The organism is Azospirillum palustre, from assembly GCF_002573965.1.
Taxonomy (GTDB): Bacteria; Pseudomonadota; Alphaproteobacteria; order Azospirillales; family Azospirillaceae; genus Azospirillum; species Azospirillum palustre.
The window spans coordinates 2,505,615-2,520,612 of sequence record NZ_PDKW01000043.1 but is presented as its reverse complement, the minus strand read 5'-3'; the positions used below and the strand labels follow the sequence as shown (position 1 = coordinate 2,520,612).

Sequence of the window (14,998 nt, the reverse complement as noted above, 5' to 3'; positions counted from 1 at the left end):
GAGCGGGCCTGCGGACTTGCGCCCCGCCCGGCGATGGCGGAGTGTAAAGGCACCATGACCCGACGCAATCCTTACCTTTCCGGCGCTCTCGCGCTTGGGCTTCTCGCCGCCGCTCCGGCACTCTTGCCGGCCGCCCTACTGGCCGCGTCCTCCGGGCAGCCCTCCGCTCTCGACCGCAACCGCGAGCTACAGGCCTGCGCCGCCAAGGCGGAGGCCAACCCGGACGGCGCCCTGGCCGACGCCAGGCGCTGGCAGCAGCAGGGCGGCGGCGACTCCGCGAAGCTCTGCGAGGCGCTGGCGCTGTTCCATGCCGGCGACTTCAAGGCGGCCGGAGCCCAGATGGAGGCGCTGGTGCCGACGCTGGGCAAGGACGATCCCAGGGCCGCCGCCTCGCTGCTCGGCCGCGCCGGCTGGGCATGGCTGCGGGCCGGCGACCAGGGGCGGGCGGAGAGGCTCTACAGCGCCGCCCTCGACAAGACGCCGGGCGACGTCGATCTGCTGATCGACCGCGCCTTCGCCCGTGCGGAGGGCGAGCGCTTCTGGGATGCCGTCGCCGATCTGGATGCGGCGCTGACCCGCGACCCGAAGCGGGCCGACGCCTACCTCTACCGGGCGAGCGCGCAGAAGGCGCTGTCCAACTACCGGCAGGCGCTGGCCGACATCGACTCCGCGCTGGAACTGAAGCCCGGCGATCCGGAGGCGATCCTGCTGCGCGGCAACGTCAAGGCGCTGGGCGGCAATCTGGGGGCCGCGCGCGACGACTGGTCGCTGGCCCGCCGCGTCGCCCCCGACAGCGACTGGGGCCGCGCCGCCGCCGACAACCTCGCCCGCACGGCGGAGGTCGCGGGGGATGCCGGCAAGGATAAGGCGAAGGAAAAGAAGGTGCAGTGAGGGGGGCTTCCCCCCATGGCCTCCAAAAGAAAAAGCCCCGCCGCGGTGACCGCGGGCGGGGCTTTTTCCTGTCTGGACCGCTGTGGACGGACGCTTACAGCGCCGAGTCGACCCACTGGAACAGCGCACCCTTGGGCAGGGCGCCGATCTTGGTGGCGGCGACGCTGCCGCCCTTGAACAGCATCAGCGTCGGGATGCCGCGCACGCCGTACTTGGTCGGGGTGTCGGGGTTCTCGTCGATGTTCAGCTTGGCGACGGTGACCTTGCCGTCATACTCGCCGGCCAGCTCGTCGAGCGCCGGGGCGATCATCTTGCAGGGGCCGCACCATTCCGCCCAGAAGTCGACCAGGACCGGGCCGTCGGCCTTCAGGACGTCCTGCTCGAAGCTGTCGTCGGTAACCTTGATGGTGGTGCTCATGTGACCTCGTGCTGGATTCGGAAGCGCCGCGGACCGGTTGTGAAAGGCCGGCGGCCATCGCCCCGTCAGTGGAATTGAGCAAAATGTAGGGCGGAGGCGCCCGGCCGGTCAAGTCACCCCATCTTTCGGGTGAGCCGCCGGCCGCTCCTCACCCCACCCTGGGCCCTAGCCCTGCCGCCGCCGCGTCCATCACCGAGGGCGGCAGCTCCATGGTGTAGGGACCGTCGGTCCACAGCAGCACGCAGCGCACCCGCCGCCCCGGATAGACCGCGCGCAACGCCTCGCGGTAGGCCGCCATCTGGCGCCGGTAAACCATTGGAACGTCTTCCAGATCCCGCGGCGGCGGCCGGTTGGTCTTGTAGTCGACGATCCACACCGTATCCCCGGTCAGCGCCAGCCGGTCGATGCGGCCGGCCAGCGCCCGGCTGCCGTCGCCGAGCGCCACCACGCCGATCAACGGCACCTCCGCCCGCGAGCCGGGGCCGAACAGATGCGCGAACTCCGCATGGCTCAGCACCGCCAGCGTCTCCCGCGCGATGGCGTCCTGCTGCTCCGGCGTCAGCTTGTGCGCCGGGCGGGCGAGGAAGCGGCGGCAGGCGGCGTCCCGCGCCGCCTCGGCCAGGTTGGGCAGGGTCTGCAACAGCCGGTGGACCAGCAGGCCGCGGCGGAAGCGCTGGCCGTCGTCGTTGCCGAGCGGCGAGCGCACCGCCGGCTCCTCGCCGTCCGGCCGCGACGGGGTCAGCGGCCGTGACGGTTCCGGCTCGCCCGGCGGCGGTTCGCCGATCCAGGGCGGCGGCGGCTCGGCGGCGGCGCTCTCCTCCGTCTCGACATGGCGCGGCACCGCGGCGGTCTGGGCACCGACCAGCCGCCAGCCCTCGCCCGCCCAGCCGTCGGGGCAGAGGCCGGTGAAGTCGAAGGGATGCTGCACGCCGTTGTCGCGCATCGCCTCCTCGACCAGCCGGTACCAGCAATCGTCGGACGGCTCGCGCTTGCCCTGGTGGCCGCAGATGTAGAGCCGGTCCTCCGCCCGCGTCAGTGCGACATAGAGCAGCCGGCGGTATTCCTGGTCGCGCCGCCGGTTGGCCCGCGCCCGCGCCTCGGCGCACAGCCCGTCCTCCTGGCTGCGGCGGGCGGCGAACAGCGGCACCGGGCAGTCGTCGTCCGGCCACAGGATCGGCGGGCTCTGGGTCGGGCTGCCCAGCGTGTCGGGCAGGAAGACGATCGGTGCCTGCAAGCCCTTGGAGCCGTGGACGGTCATGATCCGCACGGTGCCGCCGCCCTGTTCCAGCTCGCGCTTGATCTCGGCGTCGCTGGCCGCCAGCCAGGCGAGGAAATTCTGCAAGGACGGCGGCTCGGTCTTCTCGAAGGCGAGGCAGACGGCCAGGAACTCCTCCAGCGGATCCTGCGCGTCGGGGCCGAGCCGTTTCAGGATCGCGCGCCGCCCCGCCCGCCCGTCGGCCGGGCAGGGCCGGTTCAGCAGTCCGGCGAACAGCTCGTAGGGGGCCGAGAAGTCGGTGCGCGCCAGCAGGTCGCCCAGATAGCGCCGGGCCGGGCGGAAGGCGGGCTCCGTCTCCGCCAGCGCCACCAGCGAGCGCCACAGCGTGCCGCGCCGGCCATGGGCGACGCGGAACAGCTCCTCCTCGGTCAGCCCGATCAGCGGGCCTTTCAGTACGGTGGCGAGCGTCAGGTCGTCGTCCGGCAGCAGCAGGAAGTCGGACAGCGCCACCAGATCCATGACGGCGAGCTGTTCGGTCAGCACCATGCGGTCGACGCCGGCCACCGGCACGCCGCGGTCCTTCAGCGCGCGGACCAGTTCGGTGACGAAGGCGGTGCGGCGGCGGACCAGCACCATCACGTCGCCGGGCCGCACCGGCCGGCCCTTGGCCTCCAGCGTCTCGCCGCCGTCGATCCAGCGGTGCACCGTCGCCGCGATGACCGAGGCGAGGCGGGCCGACGGCGAGTCGGCGGTCTCGCGCGCCACCGGCGGCGCCCAGGCCGGGGTCTCGACCGCCTCGGCCGGCTTCACCGGCGGCCACAGCTCGACCAGCCCGGCCTGCCCGCGGCGGAAGGCGCGGTGGCGGATGGTCGGGCTGGCGTCCGACGCCACGCCGTCGCGGGCATGGTCGAGCGCGAAGACGGCGTCCACCGTCTCCAGCACCGCCGAGGTCGAGCGGAAGGAGATGTCGAGGTCGACGCCCGCCCACAGCCGCTCGGCCGATTCCGCCTTGTCCTGGAAATGGCGGCGCATGCGGGCGAATTCGGCGGGATCGGCGCGCTGGAAGCTGAAGATCGACTGCTTCTCGTCGCCCACCGCGAAGACGGTGCGGATCTTGCCGTCGGGCGCGGCGGCCTCCAGCTCGACGAAGAACTCGCCGGCCAGCGAGGCGACGATGGCCCACTGGTCGGGGTTGGTGTCCTGCGCCTCGTCGATCAGGATATGGTCGAGGCCGCCGTCCAGCTTGAAGAGCACCCAGGGCACCCGCGGCGTGCCGTCCTTGCCGCTCAAGAGCCGGTTGGCCGCCAGGATCAGGTCGTCGTAATCCAAGAGGGCGCGCGCCGCCTTGCGCTCGCGGTAGGCTTCCAGCATCGCCTCAGCCAGCGTCAGCAGGGCGGTGGTCGAGGCGGCGACCCCGGCGGCCTTCACCCGCTCGGAGATCTCCACCAGCCGCTCCGCCTCCTTCTGCAGGGAGAGCAGCGCCTGCGGGTAGGCGGTGGCCGGCTTCTTGGTCATCAGCGTCTTGCGCGGGCTGCCTTCCGCGGTCAGGAACAGGCGCTTGTAGGCCTCGAAGGCGCGGACCCGGCGGTCGGCGGCGTCCAGCCAGTGCTGGATGGCGATGCCGCGCTCCTGGTCGCTGGCGCTGCCGCCCGACAATGCCCGGCAGGCCTCGCGCAGGGCCGGCGGCTCGCACTGGTCGTCGTGGCAGGCATGGGTGAGGATCGTTTCCTCAGTCACGCCGGGCGGCACCTTGAGGGTGTCGTGGATGGCGTCGATCAGCCCGTCCAGCCCGTGGAAGCGCTCGAACAGCTTCTCCACCTGCCCGCGCTGGCTGGCTAGCTCCGCCAGCAGCCCGGCGAAATCCTCGGCATTCAGCTCGCCGGTCAGCCGGCCCATGGCGCGGCCGAGCGGGCTGTCCGGCTCGGTCCGGCCGGCATGCAGCACGGCGTCGCGCGCCTCGGTCAGCAGCCCGTCGGCGGTGCGGTCGTCCATCACGTCGAAATGCGGCGCCAGCTCGGCTTCCAGCGGGAAGCGGCGCAGCAGCGACTGGCAGAAGGCGTGGATGGTCTGGATCTTCATGCCGCCGGGGCAGTCCACCACCTGGGCGAACAGGCGGCGCGCGTTCAGCCGCGCTTCCATCGACGGCCGCTCGCCGCAGAGGTCGGCCAGCCGGTCCTCCAGCGCGTCGTCGGGCAGGGTGGCCCACAGGCCGAGCGTCCGGTTGATGCGGATCGCCATTTCCGCCGCGGCGGCCTTGGTGAAGGTCAGGCAGAGGATGCGCGCCGGCGGCGTGCCCGACAGCATCAGCCGCAGCACCCGGTCGGTCAGCACCTTGGTCTTGCCCGAGCCGGCCGAGGCCCCGACCCACACCGACGCCGTCGGATCGGACGCCCGCCGCTGCGCCACATTGGGATCGAGCGGCAGGGTGCGGGGGGACAGGTCGGTCATGGTCATGGGCGATGCTTCCGGTGCCGGGGCGATATGTTCCCTCTCCCGTCCCGGGAGAGGGAAGGGGCCCAAGCGAAGCTTGGGAAGGGTGAGGGGTGAGGCATGAAGCCATGCGGTTCGGGATGCTTGGCCAACCCCTCACCCTCCCCACGCCTGCGGCGCGGGTCCCCTCCCTCTCCCGGGGCGGGAGAGGGCATTTTCACGCCAACTCCGCCCCGCATCACTCGCCCTCCCCGCCGCCCGACGACCATTCCTGGACGCGGGCCAAATGCGCGTAGTCGGTGTAGCGCGGCGCCATCGCCGGCCGTGGACGGGACCGGTAAGGCGTCTCCGGATCGTCGAACTGTGCGATCAGCGCCTCCAGGCCGGCCCGCGCCTCCTCGCCCAGCGCCGCGGGGTCGCCCTTCACCGGTTTCTCCTCGCCGGCCGGATCGCCGCCGGACAGGCGCCAGAAGGTCAGCTCGGCCACCTCGCCCTTGTCCACCCCGCTGAACCCGCCGGCCGCGGCGATGGCGGCCTCCAGCGGCAGCTGCGGGGCGAAGCCAAGCTCGATCTCGCGTGCGCTCGGCGGGGTGCCGGTCTTGTAGTCGATCATCACCAGCCCGTCGGGGCCGCGGTCGATGCGGTCGGCCTTGGCGGTCAGGGCGAAGGGACCGCCGGGTCCGGACAGCTCCAGCCGGCCCGGCACCTCGGTCGCCAGCGGACGGATGCGGGGGCGGCGCTCGCGCTCCAGATCGACGAACCAGCCGGCCACCCGCTCGAAGCGCGGCCACCAGAAGGCCCAGACGTCGGGATGGCTGCGCAACAGCGGGCCGAAGCGCTCACGCCCCAGCGCGATCAGCCGGTCGAGCGCGTCATGCGGCAGCAGTCCGGGATGCTCGCGGACGAAGGCGTCGAGCGTGTCGTGGATGATCTGGCCGCGGTCGGATGCCCCCGGATCGGCGGCGATGGGGTCGAGCGCGCGCAGCCGCAGGGCGTGGCGGGCATAGATGGCGTAAGGATCGCGCATCCAGGTCTCGATCTCCGTCACCGACAGCTTGCGCGGCCGGGCGGCCAGCGGCGGGCGCGGCTCCGGTGCCGCCACCGGCTGCACGCGGTCGGGCTCGTCCAGCCCGCGCGCCCAGCCGAGCCAGCAGGCCCCGCGATCCTCGATCGCGCCGTCCAGATCCAGCGCCTTCAGCACGGTTTCCAGCCGCAGGAGCCAGCGCGACGGCACCGTCGGCGTTCCCTCCACCCGGGCGGCGCGGGTCAGCACCACCTCCGGCGCGCCGCAGGCGTGGGCGAAGTCGTGCGCCGACATGCCGACCAGCCGTTCCGGGCTGGGCAGGCCGAAATCGCGCCGCATCGGCCGCGACATCCACGGATCGGCGGAGGCGGCCGGCGGCCAGGTTCCCTCGTTCAGCCCGCCGAGGATGGTCAGGTCGAGATGCTGGAGGCGCGCCTCCATCGGACCCAGGATGAACAGGCGCGGGTGCAGGCCATAGCGGGGACGCACCGCCCGCGCGCTCATCAGCGCATCGAGCAGGGCCGGGTAATCCTTGGCCGGGATCGCCGGGAAGCCGTCGGCGGCGTCGAGCAGGTCGTGGACGAAGCGCGCCGCCTCCTCGCCGTCGTCCTGGCGCCACAGCCGCTCCGCCCCGGTCAGCGCGTCGTCGGCGGCCAGCGATTCGCAGAAGGCGACATGGGCGCGCACGAGGTCGGCCAGCGGCGTCTCGCCGGCCAGCGCCTCGAGGAAGGGGGCGGCGCGCTGGCCGATGTCGACCAGCCATGTGCGCAGGAACTCCTGCTGCTCCTCATGGTCGAAGCGCTCGGCCTGCTCCAGCGCGGCGAGCACGCCGTCGAAGCCCTCCGCCGGGCGGGGGCCGCGCAGCACGACGCGCTCCAGCGCGCGGGCGGCGGCGCGGAAATCGCCTGAGTCGCGGCCGCCCGCCGCCATCGGGTGCTTGGCGAGCGCCAGCAGGGCCAGCGGATGGACGCGGCTCGCCGCCAGTTCCGCCGTCAGCCGCAGATAGGTGCCGACCGCGGTGTGGGCGAGCGGCTGGCCGCCGGAGTCGTTGACCAGGATGCCCCAGCGCGCCAGCGCCATGGCGACCCGGCGGCCCAGATTGCGGTCGGGGGTGATCAGCGCCGCGGTCCTCGTCGGGGTTTCCAGCGCATGGCGCATCAGCAGCGCGATGACCTGCGCCTCCTCCTCCGAGGTGGCGGCGTCGATGCGGGTCAGCCCGTCCAGCGCCGCGGCGTCCACCCCGGACAGCTCGCGCCAGCCCTCGGTGGTCGCCGCCGGGCGCATCGCCTCGGCGATCAGGCGGGCGCGGGCACCGAGCGGCTCCGGCGCATCGGTCCAGGGCAGCACCTCGTGCCGCTCCACCCCCAGCAGGCGGATCAGCTGCGACAGCCCGTGCTGCGGGTGGGATTCATCCTCTGCGATGGCGTCCCAGATCGTGTCGTCGGCCCCGGTGTCGAGGCCGGGCAGCACCACCGCCCCCTGCGGCAGCCGGGCGATGACCGCAAGCAGTTCCGTCGTCGCGACGATGGAGCCGGTGGAGCCGGCGGCGATCACCATGCCCGGCGGCGGGGCGGCCTGCCACAGGGCCGCCTGCGTCTCCAGCGCCAGGTTGCGGCGCTTGGCCGGGTCGGTCTCGCCGGTCGACTCAAGGATGGCGGGCCAGACCTCGGTGATGATGCGCAGGAATTTCAGCGTGACCTGCCAATGCTCGGCATAATCCGCCGGCACCAGCGACTCCAGCTTCTCGAAGCCGGCGCGCTCGGTCCACACCGCGTCGATCAGCCGGCCGAGATCGGCCCCCAGCCGCACCGCCTGCGCCGTGGTCGCCGACAGACCCTCGGCCCCCAGGATCAGCCGGGCCAGCGTCATCTGCCGGTTCAAGGGCGAGATCGCCTCCGGCAGGTCGAGCGGGACGTCGGGCAGTTCCTCCTCGGTCAGGCTGAGGTCGCCGGCATCGAGTTCGCCCAGCGGCGCCATCCGCGGCAGCAGCGTCGGCTGCCCGCCGGAGCGGCGCAGGAAGGCCGCCTGCAACGCCCGGCAGGCGCGCCGGGTCGGCAGCAGCACGGTGACCCCGGCCAAGGCCATCGGGTCGCCGCCGACCCGCTCCATGATCCCCGCCGCCAGCATGTCGACGAAGGGCGCGCCCGCGGGGATGCTGTAGACTTTGGGGAGGGTCATGAGCCTGCGATCGGTTCCGGGTAAGGGCTACTTGCGATTGAGTCTGGCGCGGCTCGAGTATAGCGCAGGCCCGCTCTCAATGCGCCACCGCCCGCGTGCCGCCGATGGACAGCAGATCCTCCGCCTCTTTCAGCCCGGCCGGCGTGCCGATGTGGAACCACAGCCCGTCATGGGCAAGGCCGAACAGCCGGCCCGCGGCCTGGGCGCGGTCCCAGATCAGGTTGGTGGAAAAGGCGCCGTCGGGCGTGTCCGCCGCGAACAGCTCCGGCTTGACGATCTGCACCCCGGCATAGACGAAGGGCGCCAGCTCGCGCTCGCCCCGGCGGGTCAGGCCGCCCAGCGGGTCCATGTGATAGTCGCCGAGCCCGTCATAGCCGACCGATTTGGTCGTCGCCATCAGCAGCAGCAGCGCATCCATCTCCGCCGGGTTCCAGTGCGCGGCCAGCCGGCGCAGGGCCGGCACCGGCCCGTCGAGCCAGAAGATGTCGGCATTCACCGTATAGACCGGTGCGGATCCCAGATGGGGCAGGGCCTTCTTCACCCCGCCGCCGGTCTCCAGCAGCGTGTCCTCCGGCGACAGGGTGATGGCCGGTGCGGTCCGGTCCTTCAGATGGTCGCCGATCATCGCGCCGAGATAATGGCTGTTGACCACTGCGCGGCCGACGCCGGCCGCGGCCAGCCGGTCGAGCGCATGGTCCAGCATCGGCTTGCCCAGCACCGGGATCAGCGGCTTCGGCATATGGTTGGTCAGCGGACGCATGCGCAGGCCCTGGCCGGCGGCCAGCACCATGGCCATTTGGGGCGCAGTATCGGGAATGGTCACGGTCATTTCAGATCGTCTCCGGAACGACGAAGGCGGCGCGGGCGGCGGGCGGCAGATGGCGGTCGAACCAGCCGGCGACCGGAGCCAGTTCCGGCTTCGCCAACTGGGCCTCCAGCAAACGCCAGACCCGCGGCAGATGGACAAGATAGGACCGCCGCCCCTGGCCCAGCGCCAGACGGACGAAGATGGCGACGATCCGCGTGTGGCGGACCGCCCCCAGCACCGCCATGGCGCGGCGGAAGGCGGCGGCATCGCTGTCGGGGAAGGCGGCGAGATAGCGGTCGACCATCGCCCCGGCCAGAGCGGGCGCCACGTCGCGCCGCGCATCCTCCAGCAGCGAGACGAGGTCGTAGGCCCGCGGCCCCCAGCCGGCGCTCTGGAAGTCGATCAGCCCGGCGGCCTTCGCCCCCGGCCGGTCCAGCCGCATCAGGTTGTCGACATGGTAGTCGCGCAGCAGAAGCGACGGCGCTCCGGCGCAGACCGGCTCCAGCACCGTCCGCCAGGCTGTATCGAAAGCGGAACGATTCTCTTCGCTCAAAGGGCGCCCCAGCACCACCGGCATATAGGCGTCGAGGAACAGCCGGGTCTGGGTGATGAACAAATCCGGGTCGTAGACCGGCAGGGCGAGGCGCTGCGCCGCCCCCTCCGGCCAGCCGCGGTGGATCGCGATCAGCGCGTCGGTCGCCATTTCATAGAGCGGCTGCGGATCGGCACCGTCGGCCAGCAGGCGGGAGAATGTTTCGCTTCCGAAATCATCCTGGATCGCCAATCCCCGCTCCACATCCGCCGCCAGCACGGCGGGAACCGACAGCCCGATGGCCGCCAGCTCGGCGCCGATGGCGATGAAGGGGACCAGATCTTCGGCCGGGGCGGGCGTGTCGACCAGGATCAGCGTGCCGCCATCGGCCTTGCGCAGCCGCTCGTACCGCCTTGCGGAGGCATCGCCGGCCAGCGGCTGCCGCACCGCATCGGACAGGCCGTTGGCGGCCAGGAAGGCGGCGATCCCGGCTTGCCGCGCCGCTGTTACATCCGTCATGGCAGCGTCCAGTCGGCGGCGGCCACCCGCGCCGCCAGCGCGCCATGGCCGGTCAGCGTGGCGCGGCGGGCGTCGGGACCGTCATGCTGCATCGTCACCTCGACCCGGTCGGGCGGCAGCAGCGGACCCAGCCGGTCCGGCCATTCGACCAGCGCCACCGCCTCGGCCCGCGCATCGTCCCAGCCCAGCTCATACACCTCGTCCGGTCCCGACAAACGGTAGAGGTCGAAATGCCAGACCGGGCCGATGGCGGTGTCGTAGGTCTGCACCAGGGTGAAGGTTGGGGACGGCACCTCGGCGTCCTCATGGGTGACGCTGCGGATCAAGGCCCGCGACAGCGCGCTCTTGCCGGCGCCGAGGTCGCCGCGCAGGGCCACGAGGTCGCCCGGCCGCAGGACGGCGCCGAGCCGGCGGCCCAGCGCCGCGGTGGCGGCCTCGTCGGGCAGGGGGAGAGTGACGGTATGGAGGGGAGTGTCCGGCATGGCGCGGATACTGTGCGAAGCCGCCGCCCGCCCGCAAGCCGGAAAGAAGGACAGGAGTTACCGGCCGATCCGCCGCTTGGGCGACAGCCGGTCCGACCCCGGTGCCGGCCCCGATCCGGCGCCTTCCGATCCGGCGGTGACCACCAGCCGCGGCGCCTTGTTGAAGTTCATGGTGATCATCAGCGTCAGCGCGCCGTTGATCAGATGCAGCATCTTGTCGGACGCCACCGGCAGGGGGATGCGCCGGCCCATGCAGTAGGCGACCAGCGCCGCCGTCACCTCGGTCTCGGGCAACCCCAGCTCGGTCACGGCCCCGTTGTCGTCGGTGATGGTCAGGCGGGTTTCGATGCCATCCGGCTCCGACCCTTCGGGACGGTGGTAGGCCACCTTGGAGACGGTGCCGACCGGCAACGTGTCCTTCACCCGGCGCCGGCGATCCAGCACGGCCCGCACGACCTCCTGGTCGGTGAAGACCAGACAGCGAAGTTCCTTCATTCCGGGCCTCCACCCGACTGGCGTGCGGGCCGGCCTCCGGGCTGACTGTCCCGGCCATCCGCCGCACCTCTCCACTGTCGGCTTTGCACCCTTCGGTGCGCAATCGACAAATTTAAGCGAATTTATGCAAAATTGTAAAACCGCAGGCCATCCAGCCCCCATGGCGAAACCACGGGCCGGCCCCTCTTGCGGCACAGCACCGCCTTTCCCTCGGCGGGGGTTGACCCGGCCGGCAAATGCGGACAATGGAAGGGGGCGCCCTCCCTCTCCCATCCTCACCCTGGCACCCGTCTCAAGGAATTGGCTTTCATGTCGCAGACCGCATCCAGCAACGATGTCCTCACCACCGATGTCGTCATCGTCGGCGCCGGCCCCGTCGGGCTGTTCGCCGTGTTCGAATGCGGCATGCTGAAGATGCGCTGCCATGTGGTGGACGCGCTGGACATGGTCGGCGGCCAGTGCACGGCGCTCTACCCGGAAAAGCCGATCTACGACATCCCGGCCCACCCCTCGATCGAGGCGGCCGACCTGATCGACCGGCTGGCGGAGCAGGCCGCCCCCTTCTCGCCCACCTATCACCTGGGCCAGCAGGTGGAAAAGCTGACCCGCCAGGACAACGGGCGCTGGCTGGTGGAGACCGGCATCGGCACGAGGATCGACACCCAGGCGGTCATCATCGCCGCCGGCAGCGGCGCCTTCGGCCCCAACCGCCCGCCGCTCGACGGGCTGGAGGCCTATGAAGGCAAGTCGGTCTTCTACATGGTGCGCCGCCGCCAGGACTTCGCCGGCAAGAAGGTGGTGATCGCCGGCGGCGGCGACAGCGCCGTCGATTGGGCCATCTCGCTGGCCGACGTGGCGGAGCGCGTCTATGTCGTCCACCGCCGTCCGAAGTTCCGTGCGGCTCCCGAAAGCGTCGCCCGCATGGAAGCGCTGGTGCGCGAGGGGCGGGTCGAGATGGTGGTGCCCTATCAGCTGTCCGGGCTGGACGGCGCGGACGGCCGGCTGAGCGCCGTGCGCGTCGCCACGCTGGACGGCGAGGAAAAGGCCCTGCCGGCCGACGCCCTGCTGGCCTTCTTCGGCCTGTCGATGAATCTCGGCCCCATCGCCGGCTGGGGGCTGGATCTGGAGCGCAGCCACATCGCGGTGGCCCAGCCGGGCTGCGGCACCAACGTGCCGGGCGTCTTCGCCATCGGCGACATCGCGACCTACCCCGGCAAGCTGAAGCTGATCCTCTGCGGCTTCGCCGAAGCGGCCCAGGCCGCCCACGCCATCCGCCCGCTGGTCTATCCGGGCGAGGCGCTGCATTTCGAATATTCCACCTCGAAGGGCGTGCCGGGCGCGGCGTGATAAAATGCCCTCTCCCGTCCCGGGAGAGGGAGGGGACCCGCCGAAGGCGGGGAGGGTGAGGGGTGATCCAAGAATCCCGAAGCGCATGGCCTCAAAGCTCTGGCTTCGTGCCCAACCCCTCACCCTTCCCATGCTCCGCATGGGCCCCTTCCCTCTCCCGGGGCGGGAGAGGGAGATATTTCACCCCGCCCTCACTCCATTCGCCGGGGCCCGCACCGGCATGATGCAGCGGACATGGGCGCTGCGGTAGCCGGCGCCGCCGGTCTCGTCCAGCTCCAGCCGGCCGCCATGCAGCTCCACCACGTTGCGGGCCAGCGAAACGCCGAGTGCCGCGGCACCCTGCGGGTCGGCATCGGGCGGGGCGGCGCCGCTGACCGACAGGGTTATGCTGCCGTTCAGCCGCTCGCCGGCCAGGCGGATGCGGCGGTCGGGCGGCGGGTTGCGGATGGCGCCCACCACCAGCGTGAACAGCGCCTGTTTCAGCCGCTTGCCGTCGCCCTCCATCTCGCCCAGCGCATCCGGTGCCACCACCTCCAGCCGCAGCCCCTCGCGCCGCGCCCAGTCGCGGGTCAGCCCGGCCACCGACTCCAGCAGGTCGGGCAGGCTGACGGCACCGCGCTCCAGCGTGGTGACGCCGGCGCCCAGGCTGGTCAGGTCGACCACGTCGTCGATCAGCTCCAGCAGGCGCTGGCCGGCGGCCAGGATATTGCGGACATACTCGATCTGCCGGTCGCTCAGCGTGCCGGAATGCTGGGTCGCCATCAGCTCGGCGAAGCCGATGATGCCGTTCAGCGGCGTGCGCAGATGGTGGGAAACGTTGGCGATGAACTCGCTCTTCAGCTGGTCGGCGGCCTCCAGCGCGGCGTTGGAGGCGCGCAGCGCCGTCTCCAGCCGGGCGCCGTCGGTGACGTCGAGATAGCTGTTCAGCACCGCCCCGTCGGGCAGCGGCAGGGTGGAGAACTCCACCACCGACCCGTCGCTGCGCTCCACCCGGCCGGAGCGGACGCTGCGCTCCAGCGTGGCGCCGATCAGTTCCTCCTTCACCGCCTCCCAGGTGGCGGCTTCGCCCGGCCTGTCGGCAACCTTGTCGGCAGCGCTGTCCGCTGACGCGATCTCCAGCAGCGGGCGCATGCGCTCGATGACGTCGGCGATGTGCGGCTCGCCATGCAGGTCGCGGTCCTCCAGATCCCAGATGCGGGCGAAGGCCGGGTTGGACAGCTTCAGCCGGCCGTCGCCGCCGAACACGGCGATGCCCTCCGCCAGATTGTCCAGCGTCTCCTGCTGCACCGCCATCAGGGTGTTGTAGGAGGATTCCAGCGCCAGCGTGTTGGTCACGTCCTCCAGGATGGTGATCAGCCCGCCCTGCGGATGCGGGGCGGCCAGATGGCGCAGCGTGGTGCCGTCCGGCAGGTGCAGCATCTCCTCCACCGGCTCGACCAGATGGGTGTAGCGGGTCAGCCGCTCGCGCTTGAAGGTCTGGTAGTCGGCATATTCCGGCAGGCGGCGGCGGGCGCGCAGCTCCTCCAGCAGCTCGGCGTTGGTCGGCTCGCCGCGCAGCCACGCCTCGTCCAGATCCCACAGCCGGGCATAGGCCTGGTTGAAGAAGGTCAGCCGGGTGTCGGGGCCGAAGATGGCGATGGCGGTGCCCAGCCGTTCCAGCACCTCGGCATGGGCGGTCAGATGGCGGTCCAGCTCGCCGCGCAGCTCCTCCAGCGGGGTGAGGTCGAGGGCGTAGCCTACCGCCAGCGTGCCGCCGCCGTCGGTCAGCGGCAGCGGCGCTTCCGTCACCTCCAGCAGGCGGCGCTCGGTGCCGATCACGACGGGCGCGCGGTCCGACTGGGCGAAGCCGCCGCTGCGCGCCCGTTCGGCCAGCGCCCGGCCGGTGGCGGTCAGTTCCCGCCCCTCCGCCACCACCGTGTCGGGATCGCTGTCGACGGCGCGGGCATAGGCGAGGTTGCACCAGGACAGCCGCAGCGAGCGGTCGCGCATCCACACCGGCAGCGGCAGCGCGTCGGCCATCGCCTGCAAATCGGCAAGGCGGGAGCGCGCCGCCCCGGCCGCCTGTTCCTGGCGCTGGGTGGCATCCTTGGCGGCATCGCTGGCGACGGTCACGTCCTCGATCCACACCACGTCGCAGTGGGTGTCGCCGGCCCGTCCGCGCCGGCCGGTCAGCACCAGCCGCCGCCCGCCGGGGGCCGCCGCCTCGCAGCGGAAGGGCTCGCCGTCGCGGCGCAGCCGGGCCAGGGCGGGGCCGAGGTCGGGGGCCTTCAGGGCAGCCAGAACATCGGCGCTCAGCGTATTGGAGTTGGGCGTATCGGCGTTGTGCGGGGCGCAATCGGAAATGCCCAGCAGGGCCGCCGCCTCGTCGGACAGAAGGCATTCGCCCCGGTCGGTCCAGGCGCACCAGGGCTGCGGGGCTGCGGCCAGCATCGCCCGCCAGCGGTCACGGTCTGTGGCGACGTGATCGGCTTGGCGCCGGGGTTCCTTGTTCCAAAAGAAGCCAGCGAGACCGACCACGCTTTTCACCCCCGGGACTGCCGGCGCTTGGTGACTGCCCGGCTGAATCTGTCAAAATGAGTCAAGATGCGCAGAGTAGTTCAGCCCTTTCCCACCGACAAGCGACACCCGCCGACCTTGCGTCTTTTCGGATTGCCGTTC

At 71.8% G+C, this 14,998-nt stretch carries 10 protein-coding genes; 2 read left to right on the top strand and 8 right to left on the bottom strand.

Features of this window, described 5'->3' with window-relative positions; genetic code table 11:
* The first annotated feature begins 54 nt into the window (after positions 1-54).
* Positions 55-891: a tetratricopeptide repeat protein gene (locus CRT60_RS34175; RefSeq protein WP_098740784.1), complete on the top strand. Its 837-nt coding sequence runs from the start codon at positions 55-57 to the stop codon at positions 889-891.
* Between the two features lie 94 nt (positions 892-985).
* Here the strand turns inward: CRT60_RS34175 and trxA are convergent, their stop codons facing one another.
* From trxA to CRT60_RS34140, 7 genes are all read right to left on the bottom strand, one after another.
* Positions 986-1,309: a thioredoxin TrxA gene (trxA, locus tag CRT60_RS34170; protein ID WP_098740783.1), complete on the bottom strand. Its 324-nt coding sequence runs from the start codon at positions 1,307-1,309 to the stop codon at positions 986-988.
* A 148-nt stretch (positions 1,310-1,457) separates the two neighbouring features.
* Entirely contained in the window at positions 1,458-4,979 is a 3,522-nt protein-coding gene (gene addA / locus CRT60_RS34165; protein ID WP_098740782.1) for a double-strand break repair helicase AddA, read from the bottom strand.
* 214 nt (positions 4,980-5,193) lie between these two features.
* On the bottom strand, positions 5,194-8,157 hold the full coding sequence (addB, locus tag CRT60_RS34160) for a double-strand break repair protein AddB (protein WP_098740781.1): 2,964 nt from the start codon (positions 8,155-8,157) through the stop codon (positions 5,194-5,196).
* Positions 8,158-8,233: 76 nt separating this feature from the next.
* Positions 8,234-8,986, bottom strand: a complete 753-nt coding sequence (locus CRT60_RS34155; protein ID WP_098740780.1) for a nucleotidyltransferase family protein — start codon at positions 8,984-8,986, stop codon at positions 8,234-8,236.
* Between the two features lies 1 nt (position 8,987).
* A complete protein-coding gene (locus CRT60_RS34150) occupies positions 8,988-10,016 on the bottom strand; it encodes an aminoglycoside phosphotransferase family protein (RefSeq protein WP_098740779.1) in 1,029 nt (342 codons plus the stop codon).
* Complete coding sequence (tsaE, locus tag CRT60_RS34145) at positions 10,013-10,498, bottom strand: tRNA (adenosine(37)-N6)-threonylcarbamoyltransferase complex ATPase subunit type 1 TsaE (RefSeq protein ID WP_098740778.1); 486 nt, start codon at positions 10,496-10,498, stop codon at positions 10,013-10,015. The genes CRT60_RS34150 and tsaE overlap by 4 nt, the downstream gene beginning before the upstream one ends.
* A 57-nt stretch (positions 10,499-10,555) precedes the next feature.
* Positions 10,556-10,993, bottom strand: a complete 438-nt coding sequence (locus CRT60_RS34140) for a hypothetical protein (protein WP_098740777.1) — start codon at positions 10,991-10,993, stop codon at positions 10,556-10,558.
* A 309-nt stretch (positions 10,994-11,302) separates the two neighbouring features.
* On the opposite strand from CRT60_RS34140, the gene CRT60_RS34135 reads away from it, so the two are divergent.
* Entirely contained in the window at positions 11,303-12,340 is a 1,038-nt protein-coding gene (locus CRT60_RS34135) for an NAD(P)/FAD-dependent oxidoreductase (protein WP_098740776.1), read from the top strand.
* Between the two features lie 180 nt (positions 12,341-12,520).
* Here CRT60_RS34135 and CRT60_RS34130 read toward each other — a convergent pair whose 3' ends face one another.
* Positions 12,521-14,857, bottom strand: coding sequence for a PAS domain-containing sensor histidine kinase (locus CRT60_RS34130; RefSeq protein WP_244592900.1), 2,337 nt, complete (start codon positions 14,855-14,857; stop codon positions 12,521-12,523).
* Positions 14,858-14,998: the final 141 nt, after the last annotated feature.